At 29.9% G+C, this 26,810-nt stretch carries 25 protein-coding genes and 1 tRNA gene; 10 read left to right on the top strand and 16 right to left on the bottom strand.

Annotated elements, in window-relative coordinates:
• Position 1: 1 nt before the first annotated feature.
• Genes L8U98_RS05680 through L8U98_RS05665 form a run of 4 tightly spaced genes read left to right on the top strand, consistent with a single transcriptional unit; the run spans position 2 to position 4,334 of the window.
• On the top strand, positions 2–772 hold the full coding sequence (locus L8U98_RS05680) for a DnaJ domain-containing protein (protein ID WP_263725212.1): 771 nt from the start codon (positions 2–4) through the stop codon (positions 770–772).
• The gene (gene purH / locus L8U98_RS05675; protein WP_263725211.1) at positions 769–2,301 is read left to right on the top strand and encodes a bifunctional phosphoribosylaminoimidazolecarboxamide formyltransferase/IMP cyclohydrolase; all 1,533 of its coding nucleotides are present in this window, start codon (positions 769–771) and stop codon (positions 2,299–2,301) included. The genes L8U98_RS05680 and purH overlap by 4 nt, the downstream gene beginning before the upstream one ends.
• Positions 2,302–2,316: 15 nt before the next feature.
• On the top strand, positions 2,317–3,909 hold the full coding sequence (locus L8U98_RS05670; protein ID WP_263725210.1) for a methyl-accepting chemotaxis protein: 1,593 nt from the start codon (positions 2,317–2,319) through the stop codon (positions 3,907–3,909).
• An 11-nt stretch (positions 3,910–3,920) separates the two neighbouring features.
• Positions 3,921–4,334, top strand: a complete 414-nt coding sequence (locus L8U98_RS05665; RefSeq protein WP_263725209.1) for an META domain-containing protein — start codon at positions 3,921–3,923, stop codon at positions 4,332–4,334.
• A gap of 10 nt (positions 4,335–4,344) precedes the next feature.
• On the opposite strand, the gene pyrF is transcribed toward L8U98_RS05665, so the two are convergent.
• The 6 genes from pyrF to L8U98_RS05635 are packed head-to-tail and all read right to left on the bottom strand — an operon-like array spanning position 4,345 to position 9,017.
• On the bottom strand, positions 4,345–5,028 hold the full coding sequence (gene pyrF / locus L8U98_RS05660; protein WP_263725208.1) for an orotidine-5'-phosphate decarboxylase: 684 nt from the start codon (positions 5,026–5,028) through the stop codon (positions 4,345–4,347).
• Positions 5,025–5,423: a transcription antitermination factor NusB gene (nusB, locus tag L8U98_RS05655; protein WP_263659333.1), complete on the bottom strand. Its 399-nt coding sequence runs from the start codon at positions 5,421–5,423 to the stop codon at positions 5,025–5,027. The genes pyrF and nusB overlap by 4 nt, the downstream gene beginning before the upstream one ends.
• 1 nt (position 5,424) lies before the next feature.
• Complete coding sequence (ribE, locus tag L8U98_RS05650; protein WP_012661257.1) at positions 5,425–5,895, bottom strand: 6,7-dimethyl-8-ribityllumazine synthase; 471 nt, start codon at positions 5,893–5,895, stop codon at positions 5,425–5,427.
• 12 nt (positions 5,896–5,907) lie between these two features.
• The gene (gene kdsA / locus L8U98_RS05645) at positions 5,908–6,711 is read right to left on the bottom strand and encodes a 3-deoxy-8-phosphooctulonate synthase (RefSeq protein WP_240386734.1); all 804 of its coding nucleotides are present in this window, start codon (positions 6,709–6,711) and stop codon (positions 5,908–5,910) included.
• A 22-nt stretch (positions 6,712–6,733) separates the two neighbouring features.
• Complete coding sequence (locus tag L8U98_RS05640) at positions 6,734–8,095, bottom strand: uracil-xanthine permease family protein (protein WP_263664009.1); 1,362 nt, start codon at positions 8,093–8,095, stop codon at positions 6,734–6,736.
• Positions 8,085–9,017, bottom strand: coding sequence for a DMT family transporter (locus tag L8U98_RS05635; RefSeq protein WP_263664010.1), 933 nt, complete (start codon positions 9,015–9,017; stop codon positions 8,085–8,087). Before L8U98_RS05635 ends, L8U98_RS05640 begins: the two co-directional genes overlap by 11 nt.
• A gap of 99 nt (positions 9,018–9,116) precedes the next feature.
• Here L8U98_RS05635 and der point away from each other — a divergent pair, with 99 nt between their 5' ends.
• From der to L8U98_RS05610, 5 genes are read left to right on the top strand one after another with little or no spacing between them, the layout of a single operon-like run.
• Entirely contained in the window at positions 9,117–10,502 is a 1,386-nt protein-coding gene (gene der / locus L8U98_RS05630; protein WP_263725207.1) for a ribosome biogenesis GTPase Der, read from the top strand.
• Positions 10,486–10,983, top strand: coding sequence for a shikimate kinase (locus L8U98_RS05625; RefSeq protein ID WP_263725206.1), 498 nt, complete (start codon positions 10,486–10,488; stop codon positions 10,981–10,983). The genes der and L8U98_RS05625 overlap by 17 nt, the downstream gene beginning before the upstream one ends.
• The gene (gene trpS, locus L8U98_RS05620; protein ID WP_263725205.1) at positions 10,980–11,939 is read left to right on the top strand and encodes a tryptophan--tRNA ligase; all 960 of its coding nucleotides are present in this window, start codon (positions 10,980–10,982) and stop codon (positions 11,937–11,939) included. Before L8U98_RS05625 ends, trpS begins: the two co-directional genes overlap by 4 nt.
• 11 nt (positions 11,940–11,950) lie before the next feature.
• On the top strand, positions 11,951–13,186 hold the full coding sequence (gene serS, locus L8U98_RS05615) for a serine--tRNA ligase (RefSeq protein ID WP_263664014.1): 1,236 nt from the start codon (positions 11,951–11,953) through the stop codon (positions 13,184–13,186).
• Positions 13,187–13,194: 8 nt separating this feature from the next.
• Complete coding sequence (locus L8U98_RS05610; RefSeq protein WP_263678842.1) at positions 13,195–15,597, top strand: tetratricopeptide repeat protein; 2,403 nt, start codon at positions 13,195–13,197, stop codon at positions 15,595–15,597.
• An 85-nt stretch (positions 15,598–15,682) separates the two neighbouring features.
• Here the strand turns inward: L8U98_RS05610 and L8U98_RS05605 are convergent.
• The 7 genes from L8U98_RS05605 to secA form a co-directional block, all read right to left on the bottom strand.
• Positions 15,683–15,757 (bottom strand) — tRNA-Asn (locus L8U98_RS05605).
• A 68-nt stretch (positions 15,758–15,825) separates the two neighbouring features.
• Positions 15,826–16,734, bottom strand: coding sequence for a radical SAM protein (locus L8U98_RS05600; protein WP_263725204.1), 909 nt, complete (start codon positions 16,732–16,734; stop codon positions 15,826–15,828).
• On the bottom strand, positions 16,731–17,753 hold the full coding sequence (gene hemE / locus L8U98_RS05595; protein WP_263725203.1) for a uroporphyrinogen decarboxylase: 1,023 nt from the start codon (positions 17,751–17,753) through the stop codon (positions 16,731–16,733). Before hemE ends, L8U98_RS05600 begins: the two co-directional genes overlap by 4 nt.
• 12 nt (positions 17,754–17,765) lie before the next feature.
• Positions 17,766–18,272, bottom strand: a complete 507-nt coding sequence (locus tag L8U98_RS05590; protein ID WP_012661246.1) for a YqhA family protein — start codon at positions 18,270–18,272, stop codon at positions 17,766–17,768.
• An 11-nt stretch (positions 18,273–18,283) separates the two neighbouring features.
• Positions 18,284–19,300 carry an aspartate-semialdehyde dehydrogenase gene (locus L8U98_RS05585; RefSeq protein ID WP_263678836.1) on the bottom strand — a complete coding sequence of 339 codons (1,017 nt, stop codon included), beginning with the start codon at positions 19,298–19,300 and terminating at the stop codon, positions 18,284–18,286.
• Positions 19,301–19,312: 12 nt separating this feature from the next.
• A complete protein-coding gene (locus L8U98_RS05580; RefSeq protein ID WP_263725202.1) occupies positions 19,313–20,602 on the bottom strand; it encodes a sigma-54-dependent transcriptional regulator in 1,290 nt (429 codons plus the stop codon).
• A gap of 8 nt (positions 20,603–20,610) precedes the next feature.
• Entirely contained in the window at positions 20,611–23,202 is a 2,592-nt protein-coding gene (gene secA / locus L8U98_RS05575; RefSeq protein ID WP_263725201.1) for a preprotein translocase subunit SecA, read from the bottom strand.
• A 117-nt stretch (positions 23,203–23,319) separates the two neighbouring features.
• Here secA and lolA point away from each other — a divergent pair, with 117 nt between their 5' ends.
• Positions 23,320–23,826 (top strand): LolA-like outer membrane lipoprotein chaperone, encoded by a 507-nt coding sequence (gene lolA / locus L8U98_RS05570; protein WP_263725200.1) that lies wholly within the window; start codon positions 23,320–23,322, stop codon positions 23,824–23,826.
• On the opposite strand, the gene L8U98_RS05565 is transcribed toward lolA, so the two are convergent.
• Genes L8U98_RS05565 through L8U98_RS05555 form a run of 3 tightly spaced genes read right to left on the bottom strand, consistent with a single transcriptional unit; the run spans position 23,827 to position 26,595 of the window.
• Positions 23,827–24,471 carry a flagellar basal body-associated FliL family protein gene (locus L8U98_RS05565; RefSeq protein ID WP_263725199.1) on the bottom strand — a complete coding sequence of 215 codons (645 nt, stop codon included), beginning with the start codon at positions 24,469–24,471 and terminating at the stop codon, positions 23,827–23,829.
• Positions 24,472–24,473: 2 nt separating this feature from the next.
• Entirely contained in the window at positions 24,474–25,829 is a 1,356-nt protein-coding gene (locus tag L8U98_RS05560) for an ATP-dependent DNA helicase (RefSeq protein ID WP_263725198.1), read from the bottom strand.
• A 1-nt stretch (position 25,830) separates the two neighbouring features.
• Positions 25,831–26,595, bottom strand: coding sequence for a class I SAM-dependent methyltransferase (locus tag L8U98_RS05555; RefSeq protein ID WP_039617845.1), 765 nt, complete (start codon positions 26,593–26,595; stop codon positions 25,831–25,833).
• Between the last annotated feature and the right edge of the window lie 215 nt (positions 26,596–26,810).

The following is a 26,810-nucleotide window of genomic DNA, read 5'->3' as shown; positions in this document are numbered from 1 at the left end:
AATGCTTTTTGTTTTACTCGTATTGGCAATTTTGGCATTTTATTGGTATTATAAAACATGGGGTAAAGATGATCTTTTAGACTCTTTTAAAAAAGGAGCTAAAAGTTTCTCTCAAGGTTTTAAACAAGGCTATCACGAAGAAAGAATTGATGGATTTAAAAGAAGATTAAACTACTATGTTATAGCACTTTTAGCAAAAATAGCAAAAAGTGATGGCAGAGTTAGTGAAAATGAAGCTAATATGATCTCACAAATTCTTGATTACAATGCTAAAGATTCAAGAGAAAGAGAATTTTTAAAACAAAGTTTTAATGAACACAAAAACACCTTAAATGACACCCATGAAGTAGCCAAAGAACTCATCAAGGAAGTACCTTTACCTCAACAAGAAAGAATTAATATATTAAATGTTTTGGTCGCAATGGCCTTGATTGATGGAGAACTTAACAGCACTAAAAAAGATGTATTAAAAGCCATTGTCAAAGCATTTAATCTTGATGTAAATATACTTGAGAGACTTCTAAATTCTATGCAAACTCAAAAGGTAGGTATGAATTTGCAAAAAGCATGCGAGGTCTTAGGTGTAAGCGAAAATGTAAATTTACAAGAGCTTAAAAAACGCTATAGAGAACTTGCTAAAAAATATCATCCTGATATTTTAAACGCAAACAACAGCGATGAAGCAAAAATAAAAGAAGGTGTAAAAAAATTTCAAGAAGTTAATGAATCTTATGAATTTTTAAAACAATATATAGAAAGGAAAAATCAATGAAAGCACTAATTAGTGTCAGTGATAAAGAAGGAGTAGTAGAATTTGCTAGTGAGCTTGCAAAATTAGGTTTTGAGCTTTTATCTACTGGAGGCACTTATAAGCTTTTAAAAGAAAACAACCTGCAAGTACAAGAAGTTAGTGATTTTACTCAAAGTCCTGAAATGTTTGAAGGGCGTGTAAAAACCTTACACCCAAAAATTCATGGCGGAATTTTATACAAAAGAGAAGATGAAAGCCACCAAAAGCAAGCTAAAGAGCATAATATAGAAAGCATAGACTTACTTTGTGTGAATTTATATCCTTTCAAAAAAACTACAATTTTAACCCAAGATTTTGATGAGATTGTAGAAAATATCGACATTGGTGGTCCTGCTATGATACGCAGTGGCGCAAAAAACTTTAAAAATGTCATTGTAGTTTGTGATATTTTAGATTATGATAAAATCATACAAGCTTTAAAAGATAATACTTTAGATCTTGATTTTAGAAGAGCTTTGATGATCAAAGCTTATGAGCATACAGCAAATTATGATGCTTATATAGCAAATTATATGAACGAGCGTTTTAATGGTGGTTTTGGAGCAAGTAAATTTATTGTAGGTCAAAAAGTGTTTGACACAAGATATGGAGAAAATCCTCACCAAAAAGGTGCTTTATATGAATTTGATGATTTTTTCACACACAATTTTACAACCTTAAAAGGCGAGGCAAGTTTTAACAATCTAACCGATATTAACGCAGCTTTAAATTTAGCAAGTGCTTTTGATAAAGCTCCAGCAGTAGCCATTGTAAAACATGCAAATGCTTGTGGTTTTGCTATAAAAGAAAACTTACTCCAAAGCTATATCCATGCGCTTAAATGCGATACCTTGAGTGCTTATGGAGGAGTTGTAGCTATCAATGGAACCTTAGACAAAGAATTAGCGCAAAAAATCAATGAAATTTATATAGAAGTAATCATTGCAGCAAATGTAGATGATAATGCTTTGGAAGTTTTTAAAGATAAAAAGCGTATTAAAATCTTTACACAAAAAGCGCCATTTTTAACTAGAGCTTATGATAAATATGATTTTAAACATATAGATGGTGGTTTTGTATATCAAGATAGCGATGAAGTTAGAGAAGATGAATTAAAAAATGCAGTATTAAAAAGCGAAAGAAAAGCTAATGAACAAGAATTAAAAGATCTTGAAATAGCTATGAAAATTGCTGCATTTACCAAATCAAATAACGTAGTTTATGTAAAAAATGGAGCTATGGTAGCCATTGGTATGGGCATGACAAGTCGTATCGATGCAGCTAAAGCAGCTATTAATAAAGCTAAGGAAATGGGGCTTGATTTAAATGGTTGTGTTTTAGCAAGCGAGGCTTTCTTTCCATTTAGAGATAGCATAGATGAGGCTAGTAAAATAGGTGTAAAGGCCATTATCGAACCAGGTGGAAGCATAAGAGATGAGGATATCATCCAAGCTGCCAATGAATATGGTATTGCATTATATTTTAGCGGTGTAAGACACTTTTTACATTAATACAAGGAGCTTCAAATGTTTAAAAGCATAGGTGCGAAGATATCTTTAGCAATGATTTCTACATTGCTAATTAGTTTTATTATCATGCAAATTATCTTACAAAAAGATTCTCAGCAAACGACCGATAGAATCAGCCGTGCACATTTAGATACCTTAAGCACTTCTGTTTTTCAAACATTAAGAATGGCAATGAATTTAGGTGACCCTGCTATTATAGAACAAGCTATAAAAGATGCTGGAGAAATTGAAGGCATAAAAGATATTAAAATTTATCCTTCAAAGGGCACAATTGAACTTTTTGAAATGCAAAAATATACAAAAAGCGATGAAAGTATCATCAACGAACAATTTAACAAGCCGCAAATACAAGCTGTTGAAATCAATAACAATCAAGGACATTATCTAAGACTTATACGCCCATTAATCGCTAATGAAAGTTGCTTAGCTTGTCATGCTAATGCTAAAGAAGGTGATGTTTTGGGTGTTATGGATATGTATAATGATTTAAAACATGTAGATGATGATTTGGCAAACTCAGCTAGAACTTATATTATAATCTTTAGCATAGCTTTACTTTTTACTGTTTTTGCTGTGCTTTATATTTTAAAAATAGTTGTGGGTAATCCTGTTTTAGATCTTTTAAAACACGCTAAAGAATTAGCTAGCGGCGATGGAGATTTACGCGCAAGAATCAACATAAAAAGCACTGATGAAATAGGCAAAGCTTGCACCTACATCAACCAATTTATTGAAAAAATTCAAAATGCAGTGATTTCTACTAATGAAAATTCTCAAATGGTAGATAAACAATCTAAGCTTTTAAATACCAATGCACTTGATCTAGCAAATAGAACAAAAGAAGGTCACACAAAAACTGATGAATCTTATCATTTAAGTGAGCAAATTCATACAGAGTTGCAAGATCTTGCTGAGCTTTCAAACAATGCAAATAAAGCCAATACAAAATCTTTTGAAGTTTTAAACACCATGCTTGATTCATTAAATCAGGTAGTAGATAAAGTAAGAGTTGTTGCAGAAAATGAAGATGTTTTATCTCAAAAAGTTGAAGTTATGGAAAAACAAGCAGAAGAGATCAAAAAGGCTTCTGACATGATGGGAGAAATTGCTGATAAAACCAATCTTTTATCATTAAACGCAGGTATTGAAGCTGCACGTGCTGGAGAATTTGGTCGTGGTTTTTCAGTTATCGCTGAAGATGTAAGAAATCTTGCTCAAAGCTCAGAAGAATTTTTAAAAAATATTGCTATTGTCACCAAGCAATTAGTAGATAGTATTAATGAAGTTTCTAAAGAATTAAAACACAATGCTAAAGAAATTAATTCTTTAAACCAAGATGCAAAAGATCTTGTAGAAGGGACCAATGAAGTAAAAGTTTGCAATGAAAACGCAAGAGACTTAGCAAATGCTTGTATGCAAAAAATCTCAAGCACACAAGAAACTTTACAATCTTTACTTGATAAAATGCAAGAAACGGTAAAATTAAGCGATAAAAATGAAGAAATTTCAAAAATTTTGCTTGATGTTGCTCATGAGTTAAATGTAGTTTGTCAAAATTTAGAAGATGAATTAAAACATTTTCATGTATAAGGAGAATAAAAATGAGAAAAATAATCACATTAAGCATAGCAAGTTTAGCTGTTTTTAGTGGGTGTTCTGTGGCAAATTTAAGTGTTGATGATTTACAAAATAAAGAATTTACCATAAGTTCTTATGAAGCAAATGGAAAAAGCTACGAACTTCCTCAAAATACAAAAACAAGTATTAGTTTTGACAATAAAGACAAAAGGCTTTTTGGAACAGCAGGATGTAATAGATTTTTTGGAAATTATAAAGATCAAGGAAGCAGCATAAAAATAGAAGACAATCTTGCTTCAACAAAAATGCTTTGTGATCAAGAATCTATGAAATTTGAAGACAATTTCCTAAGATACTTTAATGGAGAATTTAAAATCATTAACGATGATGATGGAATTGTTTTAGAAAATAAAAAAATGAAAGTTTATTTAAAATAAGCCTTAAGGCTTATTTTAAATGCTCTAATATATCCTCGCAAACCTTTCTAGGTTCTTTTGCTTTATAAATAGGTCTTCCAACCACAATAAAATCTGACAAATTATCCTTAGCACACTCTATATCAGCTACTCTTTTTTGATCATCTGAATTTTCTTTAAACGGACGAATTCCAGGCGTTAATGTAATAAATTTTGTACTTGTATTTTCTTTTATCAGCAAGCTTTCATATACTGAGCAAACCATACCATCAAGACCACTTTCATAACTAATTTTAGAAAAATCTTTAACAGCTTGTTTAATATCTTGTTTATACACACTAAAAAATTCTTGCTCATCAAAGCTAGTTAAAGCAGATACGGCAAGCACTAAAGGTCTTTTACTTAAAGCATTTAAGCGCTCCATAATCATACACATAGCACTTTTACCTGCACTTGCATGGATATTAAACATATCTACATCAAGCTTAGCAAGTTCTTCACAAGCATCTGCCATAGTATTTGGTATATCATAAAGCTTTAAATCTAAAAAGATTTTAAAATTATCCACTTTTTTAATCGCTTCTAAAAGCTTTGCTCCATCTCTTAAATACGATCTAAGCCCTATTTTAACCCAAAGATCTAAACCTTTTAATTCCTTGGCTAAATTTATACACTCATCATAGCTTGCCACATCAAAAGCCACACAAAGTTTCATTGCTTTTCCTTGTTGATTTTATCCAACACCCCGTTGATAAATTTAGGAGCATTATCTCCTGCCATTTCTTTTGCAAGCTCTATGGCTTCATTAATAATAATCGCTTTTTGTGTAGAAGTAAATAAAATCTCATAAGCACCCAAACGCAAAATAGCCTTTTCTATACTAGCTACTCCATCTAACTTATGCTCTTTTAAACACTCATTAATTTTCTCATCAAGCAAAGTAAGTTGCTCATTAATGCCATTATACAAATCTAGAGTGAATTTTCTTTGGTCATTGCGAATTTTTTTCTCATCTAAAAATTCATTAATAAAATCTTTATTTTCTTGATTTAGCTGTGCTGCATAAAGCAAAGAAACAATACTTTGTCTTACTTGGTGTCTAGTAGCCATTTTAAGCCTTAATTTTTTGGATTAAATTAAGCATTTCAACCACAGTAAGCATAGCTTCAAAACCTTTATTGCCTGCTTTACTACCTGCTCTTTCTATGGCTTGCTCTAAAGTATCAGTTGTTAAAACTCCAAAGCTTACAGGCACATTAGCTCCAAGCCCCACACTCGCTATACCTTTAGTAGTTTCAGCTGCTACATAATCAAAATGTGGCGTACTTCCACGAATTACCGCTCCAACACAACAAATTCCATCAAATTTTTTACTCTCACAAGCTTGTTTTAATGCAAAAGGAATTTCAAAAGCACCTGGCACTAAAATAAGACTTAAGTTCTCTTCCTTACCCCCATGTCTTAAAAAAGCATCTTTAGCACCTTCAACTAAACGATCTGTGATAATATGATTAAATCTTGCATTAATAATTGCAATTTTCTCATCACCTTTTAAACTTAAATTTCCCTCTATTATCTTCATATTTTTCCTTTTTTAAATGATTTCTTGAATTTTTAAAAGTGTATTTACGCAGTTTTTAAGTCTTGAAAGATCAAGCATATTTGGTCCATCACATAAAGCCTTACAAGGATCAATGTGTGTTTCAAAGAAAAATCCATCTACACCCACACTAGCAGCAGCTCTTGCTAAAGGCTCTACAAATTCACTTTTGCCTCCACTACTTCCACCATTTGCTCCTGGCATTTGCACACTATGAGTAGCATCAAAAACAACCGGAGCATATTTTCTCATGATAACCAAACTTCTCATATCTACAACTAAATTTCCATAACCAAAACTCGAACCTCTCTCAGCTACAAAAACCCCATTTTCTTTGGCTATTTCAAAACCTTCTTCGTTAATACCTCTAGTTTGTAAAATTTTAGCTACGCTGTATTTAATGTCTTCAGGGTTTAAAAATTGCCCCTTTTTTACATTTACCTTAGCTTTTGTTTTAGCAGCAGCCACCAATAAATCAGTTTGCCTGCATAAAAAGGCTGGAATTTGTAAAACATCTACAACCTCAGCCGCAATACTTGCTTGAGAACTCTCATGAATATCAGTTAAAATTTGCATGCCAAATTTATCTTTAACTTTTTGCAAAATTTCCAAGCCTTTTTCAATGCCTGGCCCTCTAAAACTATTAATACTAGTTCTGTTTGCTTTATCAAAACTTGATTTAAAATAAAAATCAATTCTATCATCTTTTAAAAAGCATTCAAGCTCTTGTGCAACCTTAAAAACAAGCTCTTCATTTTCTATCACACAAGGCCCTGCTATTAGTATCATTTTTTTCATCATTTTTTCCTTGTTTTTTTTATTATTTTACTTTATTTTTATTATTTTCTTCAAGAGGAAAAACAAAATTTAAAATAATAGCTGTAATCCCACCTGCTGCAATCCCTGAAGAAAATAAAGTTTTAAACCACATTGGCATAAATTCTAAAATATCAGGATTATTAGAAACTCCAAGTCCTATACCCAAACTCATAGCTATGATGATAATAGAACGACGGTTTAAATTTTCTTTAGAGATAATCCTAACCCCCGTTGCAGCTATAGTACCAAACATCACTAAAGTTGCCCCACCTAAAATAGGTTCTGGAATTTGCAAAGTAATATCAGCCACAATAGGAAATAAACCCAAAATCATCAACATAAAAGCTACAATAAACCCTACATAGCGACTTGCAACACCTGTTAAAGCTATGACACCATTATTTTGCCCAAAACATGAGTTTGGAAAAGTATTAAAAAAGGCCGAAACAAAAGAATTAAAACCATTTGCCAAAACTCCACCTTTTAATCTTTTTGCATAAAGTTCACCTTTAACCGGCTGATTTGAAACTTCACTAGTAGCGCTAATATCACCAATTGTTTCTAAAGAAGTTACCATAAAAACCAAAATCAAAGGTAAAATGAGATTATAATCAATACTCAAACCATAGTGCAAAGGATCAGGTAAAAACATTAAAGGTAAATTTTCATTAAAATTAAAGCTAAAATTTTCAAAAGTCATAGCCACTAAAAGCCCTATTATCATAGCTATAAATAAAGAAGAAATTCTTATATATGCATTATTAAAGCGATTTAAAACAATAATGCTAAAAATCACAACTCCGGCTAATAATAAATTTTGCAAAGAACCAAACTCACCACTTGCCTTAGCCGCAAATCCACCTCCTGCACTCACAAGACCAACATTAATCAAACTAAGACCTATAATCATCACTACTATACCTGAAACCAAAGGCGAAATCACTCTTCTAATAAAAGGTAAAATTTGAGAAATAATCATTTCAGTGGTAGAACAAAGCATTAAAGTGCCAAAAATAGCCCCAAGCATTGCTTCTTGTGATAAACCATTGTTTTTTAAAACAAGCCCACCTAGTATAATAGGCGCAACAAAGTTAAAACTAGTCCCTTGAATAGATAAAAGTCCACTCCCTATAGGACCCCAAGTTTTAATCTGTAAAAGCGAAGCAACACCTGAAGCAAAAAGTGACATGCATATAATTCTAGCTGTATTAGTATCATCTATTCCAAGACCCTTACAAATTAATAAAGCAGGTGTAATCACAGCCACAAACATAGCCATTAAATGCACCAAAGCAGCAAAAAAAGCTTTAGCAAAAGGCGGTTTATCTTCTAAACCATAAATTAAATCTATTTTATTTTCCATTTTTATTTCCTTTTGTTTGATTACTAACCAAAATAATTCCTCCTATAATAATGCTAAAAATTCCTATAAAAACCATCAAACTAGGAAATTCATCTCCTAATAATATGCCCAAAAATAAAGTAAAAACTACATCTATATAACTAACCCCAGCAACAACTCCTGCCTTTTTTGCCACCCCATAAGCTTTGGTAACATGAATTTGATACATTGCTCCAAAAACACCCATTAAAATAATAAAAATCCAAGCTTTAAAACTAGGCATAACAAAAGGAGCAATTAAAAAATCAAGTTCTTTTATTTCATAAAAAGAACCTATAATCATAGACATTAAAGGCATTAAAGTACCAATTAAAACGAAAGATAAAGCTATAAAAGGTGCTGGATATGATTTTCTAAGCTCTCTTACGCTAGTTAGTGCCAAGGCTGCACAAAAACCACTTAAAATTCCCAAAATACTATTTTTCAAATCAAAGCCTGAATGCATAGTACTATCTGCAAAAGGCTGACAAATTAACAATACTCCTATAAAAGCAATCAAAATCCCAAAACAAGCTTTTAATCCCAAGCTTTCTTTAAAAAATAAAAAAGCAATTAAAGCTATAAAAATCGGTGCTGTTTTTTGAAAAGCAAAAGCCCCACCTAAAGAAATATTAGAAACATTATAAAAGAAAAGATATAAAGCAATCGTTCCTATAACACCTCTAAAAATAAGCAAACCCAAACGACCGCCGCTTTTATGAAAATTTAATTTTGAAAGCGCATAAAGCATAAAAGCTGTGCCTATGATATTTCTAAAAAACATAATTTCAATCGATGATAATTCTTCACTAAGAATTTTTGCACAAGCACCTACAAGTGCAAATTCTATGGAAGCAATAATCATAAAATATATACCTAAATTTTTTTTAACTATTCTTAACATATAAATTCCATATAAAAATTCCCGTTATTTTAGTCTTTTTTGCTTAATTTTAAGGCAATTTTTATATAATCACAAATAAAAATTTAAAAATGAGTATTAATGCAAAGTATTATTTTAATAGGAAAACCAAATGTTGGCAAATCAAGTCTTTTTAATAGACTTGCAAGAAAGCGCATAGCTATCACCAGTGACATAAGTGGGACTACAAGAGATACTAACAAAATAGAAGTGGAAATTGATGGTAAAAGAGCCTTATTGATAGATAGTGGCGGACTTGATGAAAGCAATGAGCTTTTTAAAAATGTCAAAGCAAATTCACTAAAAGCTGCTAAAAATAGTGATATTATCTTTTATATGGTGGATGGAAAATTTCTGCCCGATGATGAAGATAAAGCTTTTTTTTATGAAATGAAAAAACTTAACAAACCCATAGCTTTAGTAATCAATAAAGTCGATAATAAAAAGGATGAAGAAAGATCTTGGGAATTTTCTAATTTTGGCGTGAAAGAAGTTTTTAATATCTCTGTTACACATAATATAGGCATTGATGAGCTTTGCATGTGGGCTGGCAAGTTTTTAAATGAAAGTTTTTTAAATGCAGATAAAGAAGAAGACTTTGAAAGCTATTTAGAAAATTTTGATGAAAATAGCGGAGATTTTAAGCTAAAAACTATCAATGAAAACCATATTAAAGTAGGAATTATCGGTAGGGTAAATGTAGGAAAATCAAGTCTTTTAAATGCTTTAGTTAAAGAAGAACGTAGCGTGGTAAGCGATATAGCAGGCACTACGATTGATCCTGTTAATGAAAGCATTATGCATAAAGATAAAATCATTGAGTTTGTAGATACTGCAGGGATTAGAAAACGTGGGAAAATACAAGGCTTAGAGCGTTATGCGCTAAATAGAACCGAATATGCCCTAGCCAATGCTCAAATTGCACTTTTAGTGCTTGATGCAGCTGAGGGTTTTAATGAACTTGATGAGCGTATTGCAGGACTTGCTGCCAAGCATTGTCTAGGTGTGATTATCGTGCTTAATAAATGGGATAAAAGCGAGCTTGATTTTGATAGAACTTTAAAAGAATTAAAACTAGATCGTTTTAAATTTCTAGCTTATGCACCCGTTGTAAGCGTATCAGCTTTAAGCGGAAAAAGAGTACATGTACTTTTAGATAAAATCTTAGAAGTTTTTGCCAATTTTACACAAAAAATTCCAACTGCAAAATTAAATGCCTTGGTAGAAGAAGCCACAAGAGCCCACCCACTACCGCATGATTATGGTAAATTAGTAAAAATTTATTATGCGGTTCAATATGACTTAGCGCCTCCAAAAATAGCTCTAATCATGAACAGACCAAAAGCTTTGCATTTTAGCTATAAGCGCTATTTGCAAAATCAAATTAGAAAACAATTTAATTTTGAAGGTGTTCCTTTGATTTTAGCTTCAAGAAAAAAAGGTAGCAAAGATGAGCAAGAAGGATAATCTCCTTTTTGTAGGCTTTATGGGTTGTGGTAAAACAACCATAGCAAGAGCTTATGCTAAAAAATACAATAAAATATTTTTAGATACAGATAGTTTAATCAAAGAAAAATTTAATCTTGAAATTGATGAAATTTTTAAAACATATGGTGAAAAAAAATTCCGTAAAGAAGAGAAAAAACTTGTTTCTTTTTTAACTTGTGTGCAAGATTGCTCTATTGCAAGTGGTGGTGGTTTCATAGAACAAAAAAAACTAAAAGACATTGGGACAATTATATATTTAAAAGCAAGCTTTGATTATCTTTTGCAAAGATTAAACAAGGAAGAATTAGCCACTAGGCCTTTACTTGCAAATATAAATAATGCCAAAATTCTTTTTAATCAAAGGGCAAAAAAATATGAAAAAAAAGCAGATATTATAATTAACATTGAAAACAAAAGTATTAAAGAACTTATCAAAGAGATTAAAAAAGAGGTAAAATGAGAGTTATTACAGGATTGCAACCAAGTGGAGATTTACATATAGGCAATTATTTTGGCTCAATCAAACAAATGCTAAATATGCAAGAAGAAAATCAAATGTATATGTTTATAGCAAATTACCATGCTATGACTTCAAGTTTTGATGGTGAAAAACTCAGACAAAATTCACTCAAAGCTGCAGCAGCTTTTTTGAGTTTAGGGATTGATCCACAAAAAAGCGTGTTTTGGTTGCAAAGTGATGTAAAAGAAGTAATGGAACTTTATTGGATTCTTTCTCAATTTACTCCAATGGGACTTTTAGAAAGAGCGCATAGCTATAAAGATAAAATCGCCAAAGGTTTAAATGCCAACCATGGACTTTTTTCTTACCCTGTTTTAATGGCTGCAGATATTTTGCTTTTTAATGCTCAAATAGTTCCTGTAGGTAAAGATCAGATTCAACACGTTGAAATAGCAAGAGATATAGCCTTAAAAGTAAATAATGAATGGGGTGAAATTTTCACTCTACCTCAAGCTAAGGTTAATGATGAAGTTGCGATAGTACCTGGCACTGATGGAGCCAAAATGAGTAAATCTTATCAAAATACAATCGATATTTTTAATACACCAAAAGCTATTAAAAAACAAATTTCTTCCATTGTTACGGATAGTACAGCTTTAGAAGATCCAAAAGATTGGCAAAATTGCAATATATTTAAAATCGCAAAATTGTTTTTAGACAAAACAGAGCAAGAAGCTTTAAAAAGTCGTTATAAAAAAGGTGGCGAAGGTTATGGACATTTCAAAATGTATTTAAATGAAATCATTAGCGAGTATTTTGCCTCAGCCAAGGACGAATATGAAAAATTATTAGCCAATCCTTCAAAAATTGAGGAAATTTTAGAATTTGGAGCAAGTAAAGCAAAAAAACAAGCCCAAGAAACAATGGAAAAAATTTATGCTAAAATAGGACTATAAAAGGAGTTAGAATGTTAGATTTAAAACTTTTACAAAATAATTTCGATGAAATTGCACAAAAATTAAAAGCTAAAAAAGTGGATGAAAATTTACTTAAAGAACTGAGTGATTTATTTATAAATTTAAAAAAAGAAAAAGCACTTTTAGAAGAATTTCAAGCTTTTCAAAACAAATTTAGCAAAGAACTTGCAACAGCACAAGATAAAGAAAGCTTAAAAGCACAACTAAGTCAAAATAAAGAAAAAATTAATACTCAATCAAAAATCGTTAATGAATTAGAAGAAAAACTGGAGCAAATTGCTCTAGCAGTACCAAATACCCCTGATGATTGTGTGCCTTTTGGGGAAGATGAGGATGAGAATGTAGAATTAAAAAAAGTTCTTACCCCGCCTAGTTTTGATTTTGAAATTAAAGAACATCATGATTTAGGAGAAAAATTAAATTGGCTTGATTTTACAAGAGGAGTTAAAATCTCGCAAAGTCGCTTTTGTGTACTTAAAAATGAAGGAGCTTTACTAAGTAGAGCCTTAGTAAATTATATGATAGATTTTAATAGAAGTAGAGGTTTTGAGTTAGTTAATGTGCCATTTTTAGTAAATAGTGCGACCATGTATGGTACTGGACAACTTCCTAAATTTAAAGATGATATGTATAAGGTAGAAAATGATGATTTATACCTCATTTCAACTTCTGAAATTCCTGTAACCAATCTTTATTCTAATGAAATTTTAACTCAAGAAGAATTACCTTTAAAAATGACTTGCTATAGCGCTTGTTTTAGACAAGAAGCAGGAAGTGCAGGTAGAGACACAAGAGGCATTATAAGACAACATCAATTTGAAAAAGTAGAGCTTGTTAGTATATGCAAGCCTGATCAAAGCGAGCTAATGTTTGAAGAAATGCTAAATTGTGCTAGTGATTTGCTAAGCTCTTTAGGTCTAGCACACAGACATTTGATGCTTTGTACTGGAGATTTAGGTTTTTCAGCTGCAAAAACAGTGGATTTAGAAGTTTGGCTTCCATCTCAAAATAAATACCGTGAAATTAGCTCTGTATCTAATTGTAAAGATTTTCAAGCAAGACGTGCAAAAATTCGCTTTAAAAACGATAAAGGCAAAAACGAATTAGTGCATACACTTAATGGCTCTTCGCTAGCTGTTGGAAGAACCTTGGTAGCTATTATGGAAAACTATCAAGAAAAAGATGGAAATATAAGAATTCCTGATGTGTTAAGAAAATACTTTTAAGAGAAAACATGGCCGAAGAAGTAACACTTAAAGAACAAGACAACCAAGAAAAAGCTTTCTCTGAGTTAGATGAAAATCCAGGAGTAGAAGAACAAGCTATCCCTCCTGGCATGATACCTCCTGAATTAGAGGAGGAAGAAAGTACCTTTCAAAGAGTGGAAGAAGAACCTCAAGCACCGCAACCTGAAGAGAAAAAAAAGCTTTTTGATAAAAAATTTATTATTTTAATTTCTGCACTTGGAGCTCTTGCTCTAATATTGCTTGTAGTTTTAATTTTACTCATAGTTTTCAAAGAAGATAAACAAGCTATTTTAAATACTCAAGTCTTAGATGATAATACTAGCTCAAGCATCACTAAAGTAAAACAATCAGCATTAGATCTTGTAGTACAAAAAGCAAATTTATTATATGAAAAAGGTGATGTAGAAAGTGCTTTAGAACTTTACAATAACATTAACATTTTCAATCAATCCCTATCTAGTTACAATCTTGGCGTAGCCCAAATGAAACAAAAAGATTATGCTAGCGCAATTGAAAATTTCAAGCAATCTTTAGAATTAGAAGAACACAAAGTGGCTGCTGCCATAAACACTGCTGTGTGTTATTTTAATCTTGGTAATAAAGAAAAATTTAATTATTATCTTGACTTAGCAAGAGTGCATTTACCACAAGATTCCAAATCATCTTTGTATGATTATTATCTAGGTTTAATTAATTATTATCAAGGATTTTACCCTGAAGCCTTGCAAATGTTTATGCGCTCAAACAACATCAATGGTTATCAAGGTGAATCTTATTATCTTGGAGCAAAAGTTTATGCTTTATTAAAATCAGAAAAAAACGCCATTGATTTTTTACAAAAACAAGAAGATTATGAAGCAAGCTTACCCTTAGGCTTATTATATGCAAAATCAGGAGACTATCAAAAAGCTAAAGAATATCTTGAAAAAGCCTCAAAGATAGGAGAACATGAAGCTAGAAGTAAGGTTGCTTTAGCCTTAGTTGAATTAAAAACCGGTCAATTTGAAAGTGGTGCGCAAATTTTAAAAGCTCTTTACATCAAAGATAAAGATATAGGTTCAAAATACTATAATATCAAAACAAGATTAAAAAGAAATTTTTCAAATATTGATATTGCCCAACAAAATTTTGCCAAGAGATTGATTACTGGAAAACAACAAATATATGATTTACTGTTTTACTTTTCACCATATCGTGTTTTTGATGTTAAACAAAGCATGGAGCTTATTACAAAGGCTGATTTGGGAAATTTTATACAAGGATATGAGTACGAAAATGAATTACTTGTTAAAAGTAAGGCTTTATCAGGGGTTAATATAGAATTATCTCATGCTATTAACTTAGCTTTTAATTTTCATCTAAGAGAAGCTAATCAAGAATTTAAAAACTTAAGTGAAATTTATCATGCTCATGATGTAATTCATTATAATCTTGCCCTAACTTACGCACAATTACAAGATTATAACAATGCTTACAAGCACTTTTCAACCGCATATCATTTAAATCCTAAAAATTATATTGCAGGAATTTTTGGCATATATTGTATGGATCTAGCAAAGAAAGATTATACAAAACTTGCTAATGAACTTTTAGAAAATCTCCAAGCAGATAATACCATTGATCAAAACAACAATATATATAAATATTTACTATATTTAGCTAAAAATGACTTTACTGCTACTATTCCTTACCTAGATAATCTTTCAAATACTAATAACACACCTTTGGAGTTAATATTTGCTATTATAGCTGCAAATGGCAATAATCTTGAAACCCTAAGAAACCAAAAAATAAAAGAATTAAAAGATTTATTAAGTGAGGATATTATTAGCAATATTTTATATTTTAACTCCAAAAATATGAATTTAAATATCAAAGAATACGCCAAACAAGCTCAAATGTATTTTTTAAATACCAAACTTGATTATAATTCTTTATTTGGAGGAGCTGGGATAGTTAAAGATAGCTATGTAACGCTTATGCAAATAACAGGCTTGCTTAATCATGTTAGAAATGATATTAAAAAAAGACTAGCCATGAGTAATAAAAATTCCATTGGATTAATCTTTGCTCTAGCTTATGTAGATATATTTGCAAAAGAATACCAAGAAGCATATACACTTTATAATATTTTAATAGATGATTACAAAATTAAAGATGCTCAAACTTTATTTTTAGCCGCAGTTGCAGCAATAGGTTCAAATAATCCAAACTCAGCCATTGCTTTACTTGAACTTGCAAGATTAGAAAACGAAGAAACCTTAGAAGCAAGACTTGCTTTAGGACTTTTATACCATGAAGTGCAAAACCTAGAACCTGCTATGTTTCAGTATGAAAAAGTAGGCAATAACTTCGAAAGCAAATTCTTTACTTTTGATATCAAAAACTAGTATTTTCGTTACGAAAATACTAGTTATATAAAATCATATAATTTACTTAACACTTATAAAACCAGGATTATAATTTAAAAAGAAGTGGCTCCGGATGTAGGATTCGAACCTACGACCAATCGGTTAACAGCCGACTACTCTACCGCTGAGCTAATCCGGAACATCAATAAATAAGAAATGGTATTATATAAGAAAAAAATACTCTTGTCAAGAGTTTTTCGTAAAAAATTATATTTTTTTATAAAATTTCACTCCAGCTAGATTTTTTACAATAATTTTTTGCTCCTTAAGTAGCTTTTCTAATATATCTTTGCTATATTGACTAAATTTATTTTCAACATCAAATTCACTTTGAGCTCTAAGTTGCAACATTTTTAAAAGCTCTTGAGTATTAAAATCAATTTTTTCACCTTTATAATAATGCTTAGCAAGCACAACAGGGGCGCTATTAATATACATACTTAATTCTTCTAATTTTTCCATAGATACACCTTTAACAGGATAAGCTGGAGGTCTATCAATAGTGCTAAAATCTACTCTTAATGGCTTTATTTTATCAAATACCTCATTTAAAGCTAACATTTCTTCTTTATTGTCATTTAAACCTTGTACAACTAAAACTTCCATAACAAGCTCACCTAGAAATTTTTCCCTAAAAGTAATCATTTTATCAATCATTGCTTCAAGTTTAATTTGTTTTAGAGCTTTATCTATTCTATAAAATGTTTTTTCTTTAGCACTATCAAGACTAAATTTAACTACATCAATATCCAATAAAGCATTGAATGCATTTGGATTTAACACACCACTACCATTACTTAAAATCAAAAGTTTTTTATCTTGTTTTATTTTATTTAACTCGCAAACTAATTCTTTTAAATAAGGATACAGACTAGGTTCACCATTTGCAGTTAATGTAAGAAAATCAAATTTCACATCGCTAGCTAAAGATTGCTTTACCTGTTCTAAGATATCTTGAATTTTTGGATATACTAAAGATTTTTCCACAGGTTTTGCAGCTTGCAACTCACAATATACACAATCGAAATTGCACTGCTTTTGATTTGGACTTAAATCAATCCCTAAAGAAAGCCCAAATCTTCTCGAGCTTATGGGGCCAAAGGTAATTTTGTTCACTTTTTAGATTTCTCTTGAACTAGCTTGATAAAATATTTAGCATTTTCAACAGGAATATCAGGCAAAATACCATGTCCAAGGTTAAAAATATGTGCACTATCTTGCATAATATTCAAAATTTTATCCACTCCTACTTCAATCGCATTTTTATCATACAATCTACAAGGCTCCATATTACCCTGTAAAGTATACTTAGCGCCTAATTTTTCTTTTGCCAATTCTAAAGGTGTACTCCAATCTACACCAAAAACATCAAAATTTCCATTTATACCATCCAAAAATCCACTAACACCTTTAGGAAATAAAATCACGGGAATATGTGGATATTTTTCTTTGATAAAATCAGCAATTTCAAGCATGTATTTAAAAGAAAATTCAAAAAACATCTCTTTTTCTAAAGCACTTGCCCAACTATCAAATATCTGTATAGCATTAGCTCCTGCTTTAATTTGTTCTTGAATATAATGCTTTAAAGCTAAAGTAAGTTTAGATAAAATTTGATGTAAAAATTCAGGATTTTGATAAACTAATTTTTTACATTTTGCATAATTTTTACTACCACCACCCTCTATCATATAAGTAACAATAGTCCAAGGACTTCCACAAAAACCAATCAAAGCTTTATCATGCGCAAGTTTTTCTCTAGTAAGCGCTAGTGCATCATAAACATAAGAAAGATTTTTAATACTTTTTTCAACATCTAATCTCTCCAAATCTTCCTTAGTTTTAATGGGATTTGAAAATACCGGCCCTTCGCCTTTTTCAAATTTTAAATCCATACCCATTTCTAAAGGCACTACTAAAATATCTGAAAAAATAATAGCTGCATCAACGCTCAAAATATCCACAGGTTGCAAAGTAACTTCACTTGCTTTTTTATAGTCCTTGCAAAGTGATAAAAAATCCCCAGCACTTGCTCTAACTTCCATGTACTCAGGCAGATATCTTCCTGCTTGACGCATCATCCAAACTGGAGTATAAGGAGTTGATTTTTTAAAACACGCATCAATAAAAATCATTTTTATTCCTTATTAATGATCACTTTTATGCAAGAAATAAAGCCCCACACAAAGAGCCAAAATAGAACCTGCTAAATAAGTCATATCCAAAACTGTATTAAGTTGCATTTGTAAAATTCTTTGAAAAAAATTTACAACTAAAACCATGATAATTACTTTTGCAAGCTTATCTTTTAGCTGATCCAAACTATGTACTTCTAAAACTTTTGACTGCTTTGTTTGTTTAAAATCCTCTATTTCGCTAATAAAAAGCTCATAAATTCCAAAAGAAAAAATAAATAAAACCAAAGCCATCAAATATAAATCCACAGCTCCTATAATCAAACCAACAATATCTTCATGCAAATCTACCGTAGAATTTGGCAACATAAAGTATTCAAATACATATTTTAAAACTTTAATCACATCATAACTTGCGATAAAAAATAAAACAAAAGCCCCTATTAAACCAAAAATCACAGGTAAAATAGTAACCAAACGACTTTTAACTAATAAATTCTCAAAAAATCTTTCTAGCATTTTTCTCCTTTTTAAACCAATTCTAGCCATTTTTGCGCAATACGCACTGCATTTGTAGCAGCTCCTACACGAATTTGATCAGCCACGCACCATAAATGTAAAATATTTTTGTGATTAATATCACGTCTAATTCTTCCTACATAAGTTTCGTTAGTGTCACTTGTAAAAAGTGGCATAGGATATTTTTTATTTTCTACATCATCAATCACAACAACACTTGGTGCTTTAGAAAGTATCTCTCTAACTTTAGCAACATCAACATCTTTTTCAAAATGCATAGTAATAGCTTCACTATGGCTTCTAAGCACAGGAACTCTTACGCAAGTTGCTGAAATTTCAAGTTTTTTATGCAATATTTTTTGCGTTTCATTTACCATTTTTAATTCTTCTTTGGTGTAGCCATTGTCGCTAAAAACATCAATTTGAGGAATCAAATTTAAAGCCAAAGTATATGGAAAAGTTTTTGCTTCAAATTCATCTAGTTTAAAAGCAAAAAAACTTTGCATTCCTTGAACTAGTTCTTCCATACCTTCTTTACCTGCGCCACTTGCTGCTTGATAAGTACTTACATCTACTCTTTTTAGATTAAATGCATCATCAAGTGGTTTTAAAACATGTACCATTTGTATGGTAGAGCAATTTGGATTAGCAATAATCCCTGTTTTTTCCCAATCTTTAATATCTTCACTATTGCACTCAGGAACCACCAAAGGAACATTCTCATCCATTCTAAAATGGCTCGTATTATCAATCACCACAGCACCACATTCTACTGCGTATTTTGCATACTCAGCACTTATATTTCCTCCAGCACTAAAAAAAGCAATATCTACAGGATTTTCTTTAAAAACACTTGGAGTTAATTCTTTTACTTTATAGCTTTTACCTCTAAATTCTACTTCACTACCTGCACTTTTTGCACTTGCTAATGGCAAAATACTTTCAACTGGAAAATCAAGCTCATCTAAGACATTTAAAAGTTCTTCACCAACTGCTCCTGTTGCACCTACAATAGCTATTTTTTTCATTGTCCGTCCTTTTTAAGTAATGTTGTATTTTTTCATTTTTTCGCTAAAAATTTTCTCACTCATCCCTATAAGCTTAGCTGCTTCTGTAATATCTTGCGAATTTTTTAAAGCTTCTAAAATCAATTCTTTTTCAAGATTTTTAATATCTTTACTTTTTCTACTTTCTAAAAATAAATCTTGAGCGCTAATCTCATCATTTTCACTTAAAATACAAGCTCTTTGTATAATAGAAATCAATTCTCTAATATTACCTGGAAAATCATAAGCTAGTAAAGCATCTTGTGCTTCTTGGCTTAAAGTTTTCTCATTAAAATCATATTCTTTACACGTATCAAGCAAGACCTTTTGTGCAATTTGCAAAATTTCTTCTTGACGCTCTCTTAACGGTGGTATATTAATAGGAATAGTATTAAGTCTATAATATAAATCTTGTCTAAATTCATTATCTACAATCTTTTTTTCTATATGAGCATTAGTTGCACTGATAATTCTTACATCAATCTTTATACTTTTAGTACTCCCTAGTCTTGTAATTTCTTTTTCTTGTAAAGCTCTTAATAATTTTGCTTGAATTTCATAAGGCATTTCACCTATTTCATCTAAAAATAAAGTGCCTTCATTAGCAAGCTCAAACAGCCCTATTTTAGTAGTATTGGCATCAGTAAATGCACCTTTTTCAAAACCAAAAAGCTCACTTTCTATCAAATTTGATGGAATCGCTGCCATATTAATAGCTACAAAAGGTTTTTGCACTCTTTTTGAATTTTTATGCACAAAATTTGCAAAAACTTCTTTACCTACCCCACTTTCTCCAAAAAAAAGTACACTAGCATCTGTTTTGGCAGCTTTTAAAGCCAAATTTAAACAATTTTCCAAAGCCTTGGAAGTACCATAAAAATCTTGATTTTCTTCTTTTTTAGTAGTCTTTTTGTTTGTTTTATTAGAAGTCTTTTCTTGAATTATTTTTGCGCGTTTTATTGCGGTAACTAAAGTATTAATATCAAATGGTTTTACTAGAAAATCTTTTACTCCAAGTCTTACTGCTTCTATAGCACGATTTAGCGTTGCATTACCTGTGATAATGATAAAATCATATTTATTCTCACAAGCTTGTACAAATTCAATACCATCCATACCCGGCATATTAATATCTGTAATAATTAAATCAACATCATCATTAAGTTTTTTTAGTGCTTCAGTTGCTGATTTATAGGATTTTATAGTAAATTCTTCATATTCACCCAAAGCTATTTCGAGTGATTTTCTCATATTTATATCATCTTCAACTATAACTAAATTCATCTCAAACCTTAAGCTAAAATACCTTTTTTAGGACCACTTTTACCATGACATTCTTTATATTTTTTGCCACTACCGCAAGGGCAAGGTGAATTTCTAGGTACTTTAGTAATTTGTGCTTCACCGTTTTCATTAACACCACTTTCTGTGGTATTAGCTAAAAACTGCTCATTTTGTTCATGGCTTTTTTCTTCAAAATTTTGTGCTTCTTTTTGAGTAAAAACTACATTAAATAACAATTTTAAACTGTCAAATTTAATACGCTCAACAAGCTCCATGAAAAGATTATAACTTTCTTTTTTATATTCCACTAAAGGATCTTTTTGGTTATAACTTCTTAAACCTATACCAGTTTTTAAAATATCCATTTGGTATAAATGCTCTCTCCATAGATTATCTAAAATTTGAAGATATAAAATTCTTTCAATTCTTCTAGCTTCCTTATCTTCAATAATACTCATTTTGTCTTTATAAGCTTTTTCTAAAATTTCACTTAATTTGTTTTCTACTTCAATCACACCTAAATCTTTAAAATCAGCTTCGTTTAGTTCAAGGTTACACTCATAACTTACTTTTTGCTTTAAGCTTTCAAAATGTTTAACATCATCTTCAAGCTCTGCATTTAGATAAATTTGACTTACCAAATGATTACTATACTCAGCAATATTTTTTAAAATTTTATCTTGTAAATCAAATTCTTCATCTAACAATTCATTTCTATAATTATAGATAGTCTTTCTTTGTTCATTTGCCACATCATCATATTCAAGCAAATGTTTTCTACTTTCAAAATGTAAACTTTCAACTTTTTTTTGAGCATTTTCTACAGCTCTTGTAACAATGCGACTTTCTATATGCTCACCCTCTTCTATACCCAATCTTTCCATGATATTTTTAATACGATCACCGCCAAAAATTCTCAAAAGATTATCCTCTAAACTTAAATAAAATCTACTTACACCAGGATCACCTTGACGCCCTGCACGACCACGAAGTTGATTATCTATTCTTCTACTTTCATGGCGTTCAGTTCCTATGATATAAAGCCCTCCTAAAGCTCTTATTTCATCATCTATTTTTATATCAACGCCACGACCTGCCATATTGGTAGCTATAGTTACTGCACCTTTTTTACCCGCATCTTGGATAATCAAAGCTTCTTGCTCGTGATTTTTAGCATTAAGCACATGATGAGGAATGCGTTCTTTTACAAGCATATTATGAAATACTTCACTTCTTTCAATACTTGCAGTCCCTACTAAAACCGGTTGACCTTTTGCATTTGCTTTTTTTATCTCTTCAATAACTGCTTTAAATTTTTCTTCTTGTGTTTTATAAATCAAATCATCTTTATCTATTCTTGCAACCTGTATATTTGTAGGTATGGAAACCACATCTAAATTATATATTTGAGAAAATTCCGTTGCCTCAGTTTGTGCAGTACCTGTCATACCTGCTAATTTTTTATACATTCTAAAATAATTTTGGAAAGTAATATCTGCTAAAGTTTGACTCTCTTCTTGAATTTTTACCCCTTCTTTAGCCTCTAATGCTTGGTGTAAACCATCACTAAAGCGTCTTCCTTCGCTTAGCCTTCCCGTAAATTCATCAACAATTACAACTTCTTTATCTCTTAATACATAATGCACATCTTTTTCAAATAAATTATGTGCTTTTAAAGCCTGATCAAGCTGATGGGCCAATATTGCATTATCTAAGCTATATAAATTTTCTACTCCAAATAATTTTTCTGCTTTAGAAATTCCAGCCTCTGTAATCATGATAGTTCTATTTTTCTCATCAACAACAAAATCTCCACTTGGTAATTCTTGAGGAGTAGCCACTGCTTGACCTTTTTGCATTTGTTTTGCTACTTCATTTGCTTTAATATATCCATCTAAAGTTCTATTTGTAGGTCCGCTTATTATAAGTGGGGTTCTTGCTTCATCTATTAAAATACTATCTACTTCATCAACTATAACAAAATTATGCTCTCTTTGTACTTTTTCAAGCTTTGAAAATTTCATATTATCACGCAAATAATCAAAGCCAAATTCATTATTTGTACCATAAGTTATATCACACTCATAAGCTTTTTTATGTGCCTCATCGCTATTTTGATCTGAAAGTATCACACCTACACTAAAACCTAAAAAATTATAAATAGCACTCATTTGCTCTGCATCTCTTTTGGCTAAATAATCATTTACAGTAACTACGTGCACACCCTTGCCACTCATAGCATTTAATACAACAGGTAAAGTTGCAACCAAGGTTTTACCTTCCCCAGTTTTCATTTCAGCGATTTTTCCCTCATGCAAAACCATACCACCGATTAATTGCACATCAAAATGACGCATATTAAGCGTTCTTTTTCCTACTTCCCTAACTATTGCAAAAACATCATTTAGTATTTGGTCTAAAGTTTTTTCTTCTTTTTGAATTTGTGTTTTAAAATCTATAAAATTTTGTTTTAATTCATCATCACTTAAATTTTGGTATTTTGACTCTAAAGCATTAATTTGCGCAACTCTCTTTAAATATTTTTTTACTTCTCGATCGTTTTTTGTGCCAAATATTGCTTTAAATACACTAGAAAACATTTTTTTACCTTTAATTACAAAAATATATGCTAGATTATACCTTGATTTTAATTAGAACTATATAAAATTTTATTTGCATAAATTTTATATAATTTGTAAAATTTTTAAAGGATAATTATGAAATATTTTGTATTTTTAATGATATTTGCTTGTAATATTTTTGCTTTTGATATAAATTTTAAAAATTTTAGCAGTGATTTTGAACAAAAAGTGCAAAGCAATAATTCTTCGCTAAATTACAAAGGAAATTTTATCATCACTCAAAATAAAGCCTTTTGGAATTATACTAAGCCGAATAAAAAGCAAATTTATATCAACAACAAAGAAGTTGTTATCATAGAACCTGAATTAGAACAAGCCATTTATACTCAATTGCAAAATTTACCAAATCTTCAAGCAATTTTTAAAAATGCAAAATCAATATCTCACGAAAGCTATGAAGCAAAATACGAAAATATCATATATAATATCAAACTAGAAAACGGTAGCCTTGACAGTATTTCTTACAAAGATGAATTGGGAAATTTAGTCAGTCTTTATTTTTACAATCAAAAATTTGATCAAAATATCAACGATAATATTTTTATACCAAAAATTCCAAGCCATTTTGATATAATCCATTAATCAAAATGGTATCTCTTTAAACAAATCTTGTTCTTTGCTTGGTGCTAACATTTGCATTTGAGCATTTTCCATAGTTTTTAAAATCATATCCATAGCTTCTTTGCTTGTATTAACATCTTGATTAAAACTTATATTACTATCTTTAATACTGTTTGTTTGAGTAGCATTTATGTCTTTTGGCTGGGTATTATTTTGATCTGAAGTTTTAGCAACTTTAAGAATATTTTGAATTTCTTCTTGCTTAGCAGTTTCTTTTAAATCTTCTTCATTTTTTTCTAAATCTTTTACAAAACGCTTCAGTTCTTCTATATCAAATTGAGCCACTGAGTTAATTTTTAAAATATAAATGTTTTTTATTTGAGTTTTGTATTTTTTATTGCTAAATTTAAGCAAAGTTTCTTTGAAGTTATTTTTACCCACTTCTGTAAACAAATCTTCATAAAAATAACTAGATACAATAGTATTTAATGCGTCTGTAATTTTCTTTTGTTCTAAATTTTCTCCCTCAAAATCTAAAGTCATTTCAATCTTTTTTAAAGTATTACTTCCAGCTTTTGAATACAAATCTGTTCTAAAATCTTCTATGCTTAAAGAATTAGCATAAATACTACAAAAAGAAAAAAATAAAATTACTACCCATCTCATAATCACTCCCTATCTTCTTCTAAATTTATAAACTTTTCTTGCAGATAAAATCGCTTTACCTCTTTATCAAATTTTAAAATTTTTAAAAAATAATCCTCAAAAGGCATTTTATAATTATATATTATTTTTAAATTACTTGGATTAATGGCTCTTGATAAACATACATATAATTGTCCTTTTTCAAAAATTCCATCAATATCACATATTAATTTATCTATACTCATGCCTTGAGATTTATGGATTGTTATAGCATAAGCTAGTTTTATAGGAAATTGAACAAATTTAGCTTTTATCTTAACTTCTAGTTTTTCATCTTTGTCTAACTCATACTCTTCTAAGGTATATTCATATGGTTTTAATTTCAATCTTTCACCATTATTTTTTTCTATCAGAATATATTCTTGCTCTTTATCTTTTATAAAATCTAAAACAACACCCTGCTCCCCATTATAATAATTTTCTTCTTTATTATTCACACAAAAAATAATCTTAGCAGCTATTTTTAATTTTAACTCACTCAAAGAATTAAGTCCATTAATCCACTGCTCGTATATTTTATCATCTAAGGTACAATCTAGTTTTTCAGCTTTTGCTTTAAATATACTTTCTTTACCTTGTAAAAGATTTAATTTTTCAGTATTAATATGATTAGTCTTTTTATTGGTAGCGCATAATAAAGTATACTCATCCATATACTCAAGTAAATTTTTTGAACTAATTAACATTTTTTTAAAGAAATTCAATATTTCTTTATTTGTTTCACCCATTCTAAGAAAAAACAAATATTCGTAAAATTGTTTATCTAAAGTTCTTTTTGTAATACTAAGTTTTAAATTAATAAATTTAAGATCACTCCAAGCTTGTGAAGAAAAAGCATATAAAGTATTTTGAAATAAAGTACTTTGAATTTGATTTTCTTTATGTTTAACCACAGGTGGAAGTTGAAAAAAATCTCCAACTAATAAAATTTTACCATTAAAACCACTTCTTGATAATCTATAATAAATCATTTCCATCAACGAAGCACTTACCATAGAGATTTCATCAATAACCAATAAATCACATTGTTTTAAAATTCTCTTTAATTTTTCTAGTTTATCTTTTTGCTTTCTATCTTCATAATATAACTCATCATAATTTTGACATCTTTTAAAAGCAAAAAAACTATGTAAAGTAACCCCACCTATATTAAAAGCACTAAGAGCGGTAGAACCCAATACAATAACAATTTTTCCTTGAACTCTATAAGATTTTATAAGCTCCATAGTTAAAAAAGACTTACCAACACCTGCACCACCACTTAAAAATACATTATTATTTTTTAAAAAAAATCTTAATTTATCTACAACTAAGTTCAAGCTACTCTTTCATGCAAGATATTATCAACATCATTGGCCTATGCCATTCTTTTTTAAATTCATTTTTGAATTCAGAAAAAAGATTGATAATTTTATTAGAAGGCTTTGGCTCAATAATATTGGTTATTTTAAAATTATTTTGCAATAAGGGAGAAATATAACTTGTTAAGGTACGGTGATATTTAACCACACCCTCACCTAAAAAATTATATTTATTTTTATTTTCATAAAAATAATTTTTAATAGGAAAAAATTGAATATCCCCATTATTATCATATATAAAATCTTGGGAAATATTTGCGGTAAAAACAGGATGCTCAACACTAAAAACCAAACTACCATTTTTATTAAGAAGATTTGAAATATTAAAAATTAATTTTTCATAATCCTTTATATAATGAAAAACTAAAGAACTAATAACTATATCAAATTTCATATTTTGCAAGTCAGTGATTTTATCTATTTCTTCACAAGAACCTCTATAAAAGGATATTTTATTTTTATATTTACTTGTTTTAGTCTTAGCTTTATCTAACATTTTTAAAGATAAATCAATAGCAAAAACTTTTTTAGCCCCATTTTCTAAAGCATAAATACTATGCCATCCATATCCACAACCTAAGTCTAATATAACTTTATCTTTTAAGCTTGGTAAACATGTTTTAAAATCTTCCCATTCACCAGCACCATCCAATCCTACTTTAGATCTTAGCATTAAGGCATATTTATCAAAAAAAATATTATCATCATACTTATTATCTAACATTATACATCCTTATAATAACTTTATTATATCAAAACTTTTCATTTTAATCTCATCAAAACCCCCAACCCACCAAATAACAATTCAATAACCAACCACACAAATCTAGGCCATAAGAAACAACCCATAAAACCATAAAAATTCAAAAATAAAATAGAATAACTAATAAATAGCAAAAACAACACATAAAACTAAATTTTATAAAATAATAAAAAAAT

This window comes from Campylobacter sp. RKI_CA19_01128, from assembly GCF_025771175.1.
Lineage (GTDB): Bacteria > Campylobacterota > Campylobacteria > Campylobacterales > Campylobacteraceae > Campylobacter_D.
The sequence above is the reverse complement of the archived record's forward strand: the minus strand, read 5'-3'. Positions and strand labels throughout refer to the sequence as shown.

What these genes read in the sequence shown, in the direction of transcription:
- L8U98_RS05610 (WP_263678842.1), top strand. Translation starts at nt 13,195, where the DNA reads ATGGCCGAAGAAGTAACACTTAAAGAACAAGACAACCAAGAAAAAGCT.
- purH (WP_263725211.1), top strand. Translation starts at nt 769, where the DNA reads ATGAAAGCACTAATTAGTGTCAGTGATAAAGAAGGAGTAGTAGAATTT.
- kdsA (WP_240386734.1), bottom strand. Translation starts at nt 6,711, where the DNA reads ATGAAAAAAATGATACTAATAGCAGGGCCTTGTGTGATAGAAAATGAA.
- ribE (WP_012661257.1), bottom strand. Translation starts at nt 5,895, where the DNA reads ATGAAGATAATAGAGGGAAATTTAAGTTTAAAAGGTGATGAGAAAATT.
- secA (WP_263725201.1), bottom strand. Translation starts at nt 23,202, where the DNA reads ATGTTTTCTAGTGTATTTAAAGCAATATTTGGCACAAAAAACGATCGA.
- L8U98_RS05585 (WP_263678836.1), bottom strand. Translation starts at nt 19,300, where the DNA reads ATGAAAAAAATAGCTATTGTAGGTGCAACAGGAGCAGTTGGTGAAGAA.
- der (WP_263725207.1), top strand. Translation starts at nt 9,117, where the DNA reads ATGCAAAGTATTATTTTAATAGGAAAACCAAATGTTGGCAAATCAAGT.
- L8U98_RS05625 (WP_263725206.1), top strand. Translation starts at nt 10,486, where the DNA reads ATGAGCAAGAAGGATAATCTCCTTTTTGTAGGCTTTATGGGTTGTGGT.
- L8U98_RS05640 (WP_263664009.1), bottom strand. Translation starts at nt 8,095, where the DNA reads ATGGAAAATAAAATAGATTTAATTTATGGTTTAGAAGATAAACCGCCT.
- L8U98_RS05670 (WP_263725210.1), top strand. Translation starts at nt 2,317, where the DNA reads ATGTTTAAAAGCATAGGTGCGAAGATATCTTTAGCAATGATTTCTACA.
- nusB (WP_263659333.1), bottom strand. Translation starts at nt 5,423, where the DNA reads ATGGCTACTAGACACCAAGTAAGACAAAGTATTGTTTCTTTGCTTTAT.
- hemE (WP_263725203.1), bottom strand. Translation starts at nt 17,753, where the DNA reads ATGATTTTTATTGATGCGTGTTTTAAAAAATCAACTCCTTATACTCCA.
- L8U98_RS05590 (WP_012661246.1), bottom strand. Translation starts at nt 18,272, where the DNA reads ATGCTAGAAAGATTTTTTGAGAATTTATTAGTTAAAAGTCGTTTGGTT.
- L8U98_RS05680 (WP_263725212.1), top strand. Translation starts at nt 2, where the DNA reads ATGCTTTTTGTTTTACTCGTATTGGCAATTTTGGCATTTTATTGGTAT.
- L8U98_RS05635 (WP_263664010.1), bottom strand. Translation starts at nt 9,017, where the DNA reads ATGTTAAGAATAGTTAAAAAAAATTTAGGTATATATTTTATGATTATT.
- L8U98_RS05665 (WP_263725209.1), top strand. Translation starts at nt 3,921, where the DNA reads ATGAGAAAAATAATCACATTAAGCATAGCAAGTTTAGCTGTTTTTAGT.
- trpS (WP_263725205.1), top strand. Translation starts at nt 10,980, where the DNA reads ATGAGAGTTATTACAGGATTGCAACCAAGTGGAGATTTACATATAGGC.
- L8U98_RS05555 (WP_039617845.1), bottom strand. Translation starts at nt 26,595, where the DNA reads ATGTTAGATAATAAGTATGATGATAATATTTTTTTTGATAAATATGCC.
- L8U98_RS05565 (WP_263725199.1), bottom strand. Translation starts at nt 24,471, where the DNA reads ATGAGATGGGTAGTAATTTTATTTTTTTCTTTTTGTAGTATTTATGCT.
- lolA (WP_263725200.1), top strand. Translation starts at nt 23,320, where the DNA reads ATGAAATATTTTGTATTTTTAATGATATTTGCTTGTAATATTTTTGCT.
- pyrF (WP_263725208.1), bottom strand. Translation starts at nt 5,028, where the DNA reads ATGAAACTTTGTGTGGCTTTTGATGTGGCAAGCTATGATGAGTGTATA.
- serS (WP_263664014.1), top strand. Translation starts at nt 11,951, where the DNA reads ATGTTAGATTTAAAACTTTTACAAAATAATTTCGATGAAATTGCACAA.
- L8U98_RS05580 (WP_263725202.1), bottom strand. Translation starts at nt 20,602, where the DNA reads ATGAATTTAGTTATAGTTGAAGATGATATAAATATGAGAAAATCACTC.